This is a genomic window from Streptomyces hygroscopicus subsp. hygroscopicus (genome assembly GCF_001553455.1).
Taxonomy (GTDB): Bacteria; Actinomycetota; Actinomycetes; order Streptomycetales; family Streptomycetaceae; genus Streptomyces; species Streptomyces hygroscopicus.
This window is the reverse complement of sequence record NZ_BBOX01000205.1, coordinates 1-9,358: the sequence shown is the minus strand read 5'-3', so window position 1 is coordinate 9,358 and position 9,358 is coordinate 1. Positions and strand designations below refer to the sequence as shown.

Here is a 9,358-nt window from a genome sequence, read left to right as displayed (position 1 = left end):
CCGTCGGCGGCGCTGATCGGGCTGATCACCCCTCCCCGGGGGAGGGCCCCGCCCCGGCGGAGGGCGCACACCGCCGCAGCGCGGAGGACGCACGCCGCCCCCGCGCGGAGGTCGCATACCGCCCCCGCGCACCCCGGGTCACAGGGCGCGGCCTGTCGCATCCCGGGGCACAGGGGTCTGGGTCTCCTCGGGGCAGGCGACCTCCTCGCCGGTGACGGCCCCGAGGCCGTTCTCGCCGGTGTCCGGACCCTCGAGCCGCACCGGCCGTACGCCCGTGAAGTCCGCGCCGAGCGTGAGCTGCATCACCTCGCCCTGTCCGGCCACCGGCTTCAGCCGGGCCCCGGGCAGCGCGGCCGCCAGCGAGCGCGCCGAGCGGTCCCAGACCGGGTCGTACGCGATCACCGTGTGCGGGACGTCGGGGGTCGCGGCGTCCGCCGGGGAGCCGGTGGTGGCGAAGCCGGTGGCGTGCAGCGCGCGGTCCGCACGGCGGGCCAGCCCCGCCGTGTCGGTGCCGTTGAGCACATGGACCCGGATCCGGCCCGGGTCCACCTCGACCGGGGTGGCCCGCGGCCGCTTGGGGCGGTGGGTGAGCGGCCGGTCCTCGCGGAGGGCGGTGAAGAGCCGCTCGGCCCTGGCGTGGTCCCAGCGCAGTGTGGAGCCGGACCCCTTCAGCGGAACGCCGGGCAGGACCACCGGGACCGAGGCGAACTCCGAGGACGCGGGGGTGATGCCGTTCATCGCCCGCCCCAGGGCGACCAGGTCCGCCGCGTCGAGGCCGTGGTCGGCGCGGACCGAGCCCAGCAGGGCCCCGGCCACCCGGTTGAACCGCACCGGGTTGAGCAGGATGCCACCGGCCGTGGTCTGGTGGACCACCGCGGCCAGGAAGCGCTGCTGGCGCTGGATCCGGCCCAGGTCGGAGGTGCCGTCGACATGCCGGGAGCGCACGTACTGCAGCGCCTGGCCGCCGTTCAGGACGTGGGTGCCGGCGGGCAGGTCCAGCCCGGTGTGGTCGTCCTTCAGCGGCCGTGCGGTGCAGATCTTCACCCCGCCGATCACATCGACCGTCTTCATGAAGCTGGTGAAGTCGACCTCGAGGTAGTGGTCGACATGGACCCCGGTCAGCTGCTCCACGGTGCGCACGGTCAGGCTCGGCCCGCCCTCGGCGTACGCGGCGTTGAGCTTCCGCGGATGCGGCGGATGGCGTTTTCCGGCGGCGTCGGTGTACGCCGGGATCTCGGCGTACGAGTCGCGGGGCAGGCTGACCGCGCTGACCCGGTGGTGGTCGGCCGACAGATGCATCAGCATGATCGTGTCGGTGCAGTTGCAGGGGGCTCCGCCCAGCCGGTACAGCGCCTTCTCCCGAGGCGTGATCTTCTCCCGTCCGTCCGTGCCGACCACGAGGAAGTTGACGCCCCCGCCGGTGTCCTTCGGCCGGTTGTCCAGGCCGCCGAAGGCATCCACCCGGTGGATCCCGGATTCCAGCTCCCGGACCAGCAGATGCCCGATGCCGCTGACCGCCAGCACCAGACAGGCACCGCCCGTGGCCAGCCGCAGCCCCCAGCGGGGGCGGCGGGAGGGGGGCCGGGACGGGCGCGGCGATCGAACCGGCGCACTCACTGAAGGGGACCTCCGGAAACGGGCGGGCTGGGCGGAACCGCCTCACCGTAGGCCGATACGACGATCGTCCCGGCGGCCCCACGCCGCCCGTACCGCGCGCTGCCACCCGGGCGGCGCGGTCCGGTGTCCACCATTCGCGGTAACGTGGGCCCGATACCGCAGCCTTTTGGGGCCCCACCCCCAGTCTCCTGGGGCCCGGCCCCCGAACCCCGAGGTGCCATGCCCCCGCATCAGCTCCCGGCCGTCTCAGTGATCATGCCGGTGCTCAATGAGGAACGCCATCTGCGCAATGCCGTGCGGCACATCCTGGAGCAGGAGTACGCCGGCGAGATGGAGGTGGTGATCGCGCTCGGCCCGTCCACGGACCGCACCGACGAGATCGCCGCCGAACTGGTGGCGGAGGACGCCCGGGTGCATACGGTGCCCAATCCCACCGGACGCACCCCGGCCGCCCTGAACGCGGCGATCAAGGCATCCCGCCATCCGGTGGTGGTGCGGGTCGACGGTCACGGCATGCTCTCGCCCGACTACATCGCGACCGCCGTACGGCTCCTGGAGGAGACCGGCGCGCAGAACGTCGGGGGGCTCATGTACGCCGAGGGCGAGAACGACTGGGAGAAGGCCGTCGCCGCCGCCATGACCTCCAAGATCGGGGTGGGCAACGCGGCCTTCCACACCGGCGGTGCGGCGGCCCCCGCCGAAACCGTCTACCTGGGCGTCTTCCGGCGCGAGGCGCTGGAGCGGCAGGGCGGCTACAACGAGGAGTTCATCCGCGCCCAGGACTGGGAGCTGAACTTCCGGATCCGTGAGGCGGGCGGGCTGATCTGGTTCTCGCCCGAGCTGAAGGTCTCCTACCGGCCGCGGCCGAACGTACGGGCGCTGGCCAAGCAGTACAAGGACTACGGGCGCTGGCGCCATGTCGTCGCCCGCTTCCACCAGGGCTCGATCAATCTGCGCTACCTCGCCCCGCCGACCGCCGTCGTCGCCATCGCGGCGGGCCTGGTGGTGGGCGCGGCCGTCACCCCGTGGGGCCTGGTGGTCCCCGGCGGCTATCTGGCGGCCATCGTCGCGGGCTCGATCCCGGCGGGGAAGGGGCTGCCGGTGAAGGCCCGGCTGCAGATCCCGCTCGCGCTCGCGACCATGCACATGTCGTGGGGCTGGGGCTTCCTGACCAGTCCGCGGTCGCTCGCCAAGAAGGTCATCGCCAGCCGCCGCCCGGCGGTCATGGCCCCCTAGGGCGTGTTTCGCCCTGGCCGCCGCCCGCGCATCCATCCGGACGCCACGAGGGGCCGGACCCACGCCGTCACGCCGGGTCCGGCCCCTTCGCCGTGCCGGCACGGGGACGTACGTGTGCTGCCGCCGGGAGGTGTGCCACGGGGACGCGGCCTCCGATGGGGGTCCCCGTGCCGTCAGGGCCCCGTGCCGTCACCGGAGGCGTCAGAAGCTGTAGCCCGGGTTGACCTTCATGCAGCCCTTCTCCTCGCCGTTCAGGGCGTCCGCGCTCTCGGGCGTCTTGTCGCTGTCGCCACTGTCCGCCGCCGCCTTCGGATAGGTGGTGCCCTGGCGCCAGTCGTTGCCCACCACCACGGTGACGTGCTGTACCGACTTCGACGACTTCACCGCGGACTTCGCCAGCTTCAGCGCCTTGGCCACGGCCAGCGCGTCGCCCTGCTCGGCCTCGTCGGGGTAGAGGACGGTGGTGTCGGCCTGCGAGATGAGCAGCGAGTTCGCGGTGGCCTTGGCGTAGCCCAGCCGCACCAGCTCGGAGGTGATGACCGCGGCCCGGCCGGCCACCGGTCCCAGTACGGTGCTGGCGGTGCCGTTCTGCACCACCACCGGGATCTCCGCCTTGGGCGCGGTGGGTGCCGGGGTGGTGTCGGGCTTCTTCTTGTCCTTGCCGTCCAGCGCTATGTCGTTGCGCAGCAGTGCGAAGGTCTGCTCGGCGTCGCCCGGCTTGGGCAGGACGTACTCCCCGCCGCCGCCGTACTCCCAGGGCATGGTGATCATGGTGGTGCGCTTGGTCGGCACCCGCTTGAGGTCATTGCCCAGGTCGTACAGCTTCTTGACGCTGCCGAGGCCGTGGTCGACGGTCAGCGCGTTGGTGGCGGCCTCCGCGAGGTCCATCAGCTTGCCCGGGTCGCTGAGCTTGGTGCCCGCCTTCAGCTGGCGGATCATCGAGGTCATGTACATGTGCTGGGCCTTGGCCCGGCCGATGTCGGTGTTGTCCTCGAAGCCGTAGCGGGTGCGCAGCCACTGGAGGGCCTGGACGCCCTTGACGTTGTGGGTGCCCTTGGTCAGCTTCAGACCGGAGCCGTGGCCCTTGCTGTCATGGGAGTAGACGTTGGCGTTCACGCACACCGGGACGCCGCCGATGGCGTCCGCCATGGAGACCACCCCGGAGAAGTCGATCATCATGAAGTGATCGATGTAGACGCCGGTGAGCTCCTTCCAGGTGGCGACCGTGCAGCCCGGACCGCCGTGCTGGAGCGACTGGTTGATGGCCCCCACGGTCTTCGGGTACACCGTTCCGTCCTTCGGGTCGGTGCACCGGGGGATGGTCACCCGGGTGTCGCGCGGAATGCTGACCACCGACATGTTGGCGCGGTCGGCCGAGACGTGTACCAGCATCTGCACATCGGCCAGCGGCTTGCGGTCCGCGTCCTGCTTGGCGCCGCCGAGCTTGACGTTCTCCGCGGTGTTCCGGCTGTCGGAGCCGATGAGCAGGATGTTGAGGGGAGTCTGGCCGGCGGCGTTGGGCTCGGGCTTGCCGATCTTGCTGTCGCCGAGGTCCAGCTCCTCCTTCCGCAGATTGCCGTTCAGATGCTGGTAGTAGAAGTAGCCCGCACCGGCCGCGCCGAGTATCAGCACGGTCAGGGTCAGCGCGCTCCAGCGCAGGATCCGCACGCCGCGACTCCTCTTTGGCCGCCGTGGACCGCTCGGGCGGTACCCCGCGTCCCCCGACGCGGGCTCCTTTCCGCCCGGCGGACCGTCGTCCTCACCGTCCTCGCGGGGTTCGGGGACGGCGGACCGGCCTCTCTCCTCCCGCACACTGCTCTGACGCATCGGGCCCTCCCCGCTGTCTCTCTGTCGTCCGGCCCGATGGACGAAGGTGGATCCGCTGGCCGGCGACGGGTCACTTGGCGCAGACGTTCTTGTCGTCGGCCTCGACCCTCTGAATGTCCTTCGGCGCCTTCGTCGGAGCGGAGATCGGAGTGCCGGCGCCCTTGAAGTCCGCGCCCAGCGTCAGGGTCATCTCCGCCATGGGTTCGGCGTCCTTCGTGCCTTCCTTCATGGCAGAGGCGGGCAGCCCCATGCTGTCTGCCAGCCGACGCGCCTGATCGGCCTGGTTGGGAGCGTACTCCAGGGTCGTCTTCTTCGACTCCGAGGGAGCGTTTCCGCCGTTGCTGGTGCGGAGCATCCCCTCGGTGTTCTGCATCCAGTCGACGGTCTCCTGGGCGGCGCCGAACCGACCGCTGCCGTTGAGCACCTTGACCCGGACATCGGCGGGATCGGCCTTCGGCCCCTTGAGCCGGGCCGCCTGCTTGTCCTTGGCCGCCTTCTCCTTCTTCTTGACCTCGGTCAGCGACACATCCTGGCGGACCATGGCGAACAGCGGCTCGGCCTTGGTCTTGTCGAGCAGTACGGTCGCGCCGTCGGTGTTGTCCACGACCGGGACGGTCACGAAGGTGACGTTCTTCAGATCGACCTTGCTCAGGTTCTTCCCCAGCGAGGCCAGTTTGGAGACGGTGCCGATTCCGGTGTCCACGGTGAGCGCCTTGGTGGCGCTCTGGGCCAGGTCCCACATCTTGCCGGGGCTGGTGAGCGTCCCGCTGGACTTCATCTTGCGCATCAGCGCACTCAGGAACTGCTGCTGGAGCTTGATCCGGTCCAGGTCGCCGCCGTAGCCCACGGCGTGCCGGGTCCGGACGAACGCCAGCGCCTCCTCGCCCTTGATGGTGTGGCGGCCCTTGGAGAGGTTCAGATGCGACTTGGGGTCGTTGATGTCCTTGCCGAGACACACCTCGACCCCGCCGACCGCCGTGGACATCTCCTTGATGGCGTTGAAGTCGGCCATCATGAAGTGGTTGATCTCCAGACCGGTCAGCTTCTCGACCGTCTGCCAGGTGCAGCCGGGGTCGCGCCCCTCCTGTCCCAGGCTGGTGTTGAAGCGCACCTCCGACTCGCCCGGGATGGTCTTGAACGAACCGTCCTTCTGTTTCGTACGACAGTCCGGGATGTCGGTGATCATGTCGCGGGGGATGGACAGCACGGTGGCGTTGGAACGGTCCTCGGAGACGTGGAAGAGGAGCGTGGTGTCGGCGTGGCCCACGCTCCCCGCGTCGCCGTACCCCTCGTTCCCCTTGCCGTCGCGCCGGTCGGTGCCGATGAGCAGGATGTTCATCGGCCCGTCGGAGACCGCGGCGTTGTTCTCGCCGACGTCGACCTTGCTGATGTTGCCGTTGAGGTGCTGATAGATGAAGTACGCCGCGGCCGAACCGCCCACCAGCAGAAAGGCCAGGGTGCCGCTGCCCCAGTAGAGCGCCTTCTTCGCCTTCGACTTCTTCGGCTTCGGCTTGCGGCGGCTGACCGGGCCGGTCTCCTTCTCCTGCTCCGACTCCTGCTTGGCCGCGCGGCGGCGCCCTCTGGGCTCGGAGTCGGTGGCGCCGTCACGGCTCGACGATCTGGAGACCCGTCGCAACTCGGTGGTGTCGTCCGCCGATGTCTCGGCAGGGTTCAGCCGCAGTTCGTAATTGCCCGTGTTCGGGTCGAACACCCACTGATCGGCTGGGTCGAAGTCACCCGCCCCGCCAGGGCCTTGCGCGTCCACGGTCGCCTGTGTCCTCCGTCGGTGCCACGCGGCGCCTCCCCCTCAAGGCGCTCCATACGTCTTCTTGTGCAGTGCGCGGCCACCTCGTAGAGCGCACCGGATCGCTCACACTATCCGTCCAGATCAGCGTCAAGCGACGCCGGTGACACATTCCACTTCCCTACAACTGGGCAATCTGCCCCATCCTTATCCGATCCTTCACGCAGCGCGGCTCATTCTTATGGTGTCTTTACCCGCAGATGCCGCGTGCGGCCGTCGTCCCCTGGTGGGAGCCGTGGCCACCGGCCTTCCGGGCGCCGCTCGCCGAGACCGTCACGGTGCGGGACACCGCCACCGGGCGGTCCAGCCGCAACTGCCGGAACAGGCGGTCGGCATCCGGCTGGACGAGTTCATCGCGGTTCTTGTCGTACGTATACGGCTGGCGCGGAATCGTGAGGAACCGGATCTTCTCCCGAGGGATGTCCCGCACTCCGCGCACCAGATCGTACAGATCTTTGAGCGAATCGAGTCCCGGATCGGTGGTCAGCGAGGAGGTCGCCGCGTTGAGCACCGGATACAGTTTCGCCGGATTGAGCAGCACACCATTGCTCTGCAATTTCTTCACAAGCGAACCCATGAATTCCTGTTGCCTGCCGATACGCTCCGTGTCGCTCCCGTCGCCGATGCTGTACCGGGCGCGCACATAGCCCAGGGCCTCTTCACCGTGCAGGACCTGACGGCCCGCGGGCAGCTTCAGATGCGCGTCATCGTCGTCGACGGGCTCCTCGAGGCACATCTCCACCCCGCCGACCGCGTTCACCAGCCTCTTGAAGCCGCTGAAGTCCACGATCACGTGGTGATCGACGCGGATGCCGGTCAGTTTCTCCACGGTGCGGATCGTGCAGGCCGCACCGCCGAATTCGAATGCCCAGTTGAACTGGGTGAGCCGGGGGCGGGTCCGCTGTCCGTCCGGCTGGTCGCAGGCCGGGACGTCCACCATCAGATCGCGGGGGATGGAGACGGCGGTGGCGCTCTTTCCGCCGGCCTGCAGATGCAGCAGGATCGTGGTGTCCGAGCGCTGGGTGCCGGTGTCCTGGCCGTATTTGCCGTTGCCCTTGCCGCCCCGGTTGTCGGAGCCGATCAGCAGGATGTTCTGGGCGTCCCGCACCACCGACACCGGCCGCTCGGCCTCGTACTTCTTGAGTTCGTTCGCGGTCCGGGTGTCGGTGCGGATGTTGCCGTCCAGGCGCTCGTAGAACCACCACCCCGCCCCGGCGACCGACAGCACCAGTACGGCCGTGCCCAGCGCGAGGACGCGCGGCCAGCGGCGCCTGCGTCTCGGCGCGGGCTCAGAGCTGTCAGTCGTCACGTCCGCGCCCTCCCGCCCGTCTCCCGCCCGCGGGGCGGGGCGGCTTCACGTGCTGCGATACCGATTAACGGAACAGACATGCGAACCCCGCGCATGGTTGTACGTATCCGTAGAGCATCGAGCGGGGCGTGCGCGGGGCGCGCGGCGCCGCCCGTGGATCCGCTCCCCCGCTCTCCCGGTCCGCCGGTCCGCCGGACGGGGCAGGGGGCGGGGGCTGTGGTCCGAGTCCAGTGTGGGGTGAGGTGGTCGGGGGTGAGGTGGTCGGGGTGGTGCGGGGTACGGGGTGCGGGGTGGTCCGGTGGTTGGGGGGTGAGGTGGCTGGGGGTGGCGCGGGGTGGTCCGGTGGGTCGGAGTGCGGCTCCGGGGTGGCTCAGGACGGCTCAGGACGTGGTCGCGGTGACCCGTTCGCTCTCCTTGCGCTCGGCCAGCCCCTTCTCGTCCAGCCGTTCCAGGTGGCGGCAGAGCACCACCGAACCGCCGGTGGCCAGCGGTGCGTACAGCCCGAACGACAGCCCTTCCCAGACGTCGTACGGCAGCCCCGAGAGGATCCGGGAGCCGGGCCCGAGCGCCTGTGCGGCGGCGTCGGCGCGCGCCCGCTCCACCACCTCCGCGCTCGTCAGCTCCAGACCGCCGACGGCCAGCGCGGGCGCGTCCGGGTCCACCGGGGAGTACGGGGCGAAGCGGTCGCCCTGGCTGGGCACCTCCACGGCGTAGTCCGCGAACCCCTCCGGCAGCTGGGGGAACCGGCCGCCCAACGGCCGCAGCGACAGCGCAACCCGCTCCCCGGAGCACTCGCGCGCCTCCTTGAGGGTGTCCGGGCCGCTGACGACGAGATCGGCGGAGGCCGGGTCGCCCCCGATGTCCGCGAGGACCCCGACCGAGGAACAGGCCAGCAGCCACACGGCGGTCTGCCAGTGGGCGGGCAGCAGGAGTGCGCACCGGTCGCCTGGTGCGGCGGCCAGATCGTCCTGGATCAGATTGGCGGTCTTCGCCACCCAATTGGCGAAGGTGGCCACGGAGAGTTCGACGCGTTCGCCCGTGGCGTCGTCGTAGAAGGTCACAAGCGGGCGGGACGGGTCCGCGACGAGCGCGGATCCCAGCAGGTCGGCAGGGGTGCGATCGGTGGCGTTCACCCGCGCAAGCCTACGCGCCGAAGGTGCGGCGCGGACGGGGTCGGTGAGGCCCGGGTCGGCAAACGGTCCGCGACGTGACCGCTCTTCCGAATGGACAGGTTTGTCATGGTATGGGGACCATTCCAATCATGCGTGCATACCTGGCATCCTCGATCGGCGTCGCGTGCACCGCCGCCCTCGCCCTTCCCCTCGCCCTGTATCCGGGCCCCGCCCACGCCCGCACCGAGCGGGCCGCCACCTCCGGGTCCACGCAGTCGCTGCCGCTGCTTCCCCTCGCGTCCGGCGGACTCGACCGGGGCGTGGCCGCGCCCGGTGGCGACACGGGCGACCGGGGCGTGGCCGCGCCGGACGTGCGGCCCTTCTCGCTCGTCGGCGTCGTCTGGGACCGGCCCTCCGCCGGCCTCCGCGCCCGGGTACAGGTCCGCACTCGCG

6 protein-coding genes and 1 pseudogene are annotated in these 9,358 nt (G+C 70.4%); 2 read left to right on the top strand and 5 right to left on the bottom strand.

Annotated features, from left to right (window positions below):
* Positions 1–138: 138 nt before the first annotated feature.
* Complete coding sequence (locus AXW62_RS21645; protein ID WP_060945995.1) at positions 139–1,617, bottom strand: LCP family protein; 1,479 nt, start codon at positions 1,615–1,617, stop codon at positions 139–141.
* Between the two features lie 219 nt (positions 1,618–1,836).
* Between AXW62_RS21645 and AXW62_RS21640 the strand changes: the two genes are divergently transcribed.
* Complete coding sequence (locus AXW62_RS21640; protein ID WP_060945994.1) at positions 1,837–2,853, top strand: glycosyltransferase family 2 protein; 1,017 nt, start codon at positions 1,837–1,839, stop codon at positions 2,851–2,853.
* A gap of 201 nt (positions 2,854–3,054) precedes the next feature.
* Here the strand turns inward: AXW62_RS21640 and AXW62_RS21635 are convergent, their stop codons facing one another.
* The 4 genes from AXW62_RS21635 to AXW62_RS21620 all read right to left on the bottom strand — a co-directional run bounded on the left by AXW62_RS21635 (position 3,055) and on the right by AXW62_RS21620 (position 8,926).
* Positions 3,055–4,680 carry an LCP family protein gene (locus AXW62_RS21635; protein ID WP_060945993.1) on the bottom strand — a complete coding sequence of 542 codons (1,626 nt, stop codon included), beginning with the start codon at positions 4,678–4,680 and terminating at the stop codon, positions 3,055–3,057.
* Between the two features lie 70 nt (positions 4,681–4,750).
* Complete coding sequence (locus AXW62_RS21630) at positions 4,751–6,445, bottom strand: LCP family protein (protein ID WP_060945992.1); 1,695 nt, start codon at positions 6,443–6,445, stop codon at positions 4,751–4,753.
* Between the two features lie 229 nt (positions 6,446–6,674).
* Positions 6,675–7,793 carry an LCP family protein gene (locus tag AXW62_RS21625; protein ID WP_060945991.1) on the bottom strand — a complete coding sequence of 373 codons (1,119 nt, stop codon included), beginning with the start codon at positions 7,791–7,793 and terminating at the stop codon, positions 6,675–6,677.
* Between the two features lie 380 nt (positions 7,794–8,173).
* Positions 8,174–8,926, bottom strand: coding sequence for a TIGR03089 family protein (locus tag AXW62_RS21620; RefSeq protein ID WP_060945990.1), 753 nt, complete (start codon positions 8,924–8,926; stop codon positions 8,174–8,176).
* 128 nt (positions 8,927–9,054) lie between these two features.
* Here AXW62_RS21620 and AXW62_RS21615 point away from each other — a divergent pair.
* A pseudogene (locus tag AXW62_RS21615) lies at positions 9,055–9,358 on the top strand (N-acetylmuramoyl-L-alanine amidase); the annotation flags it as partial.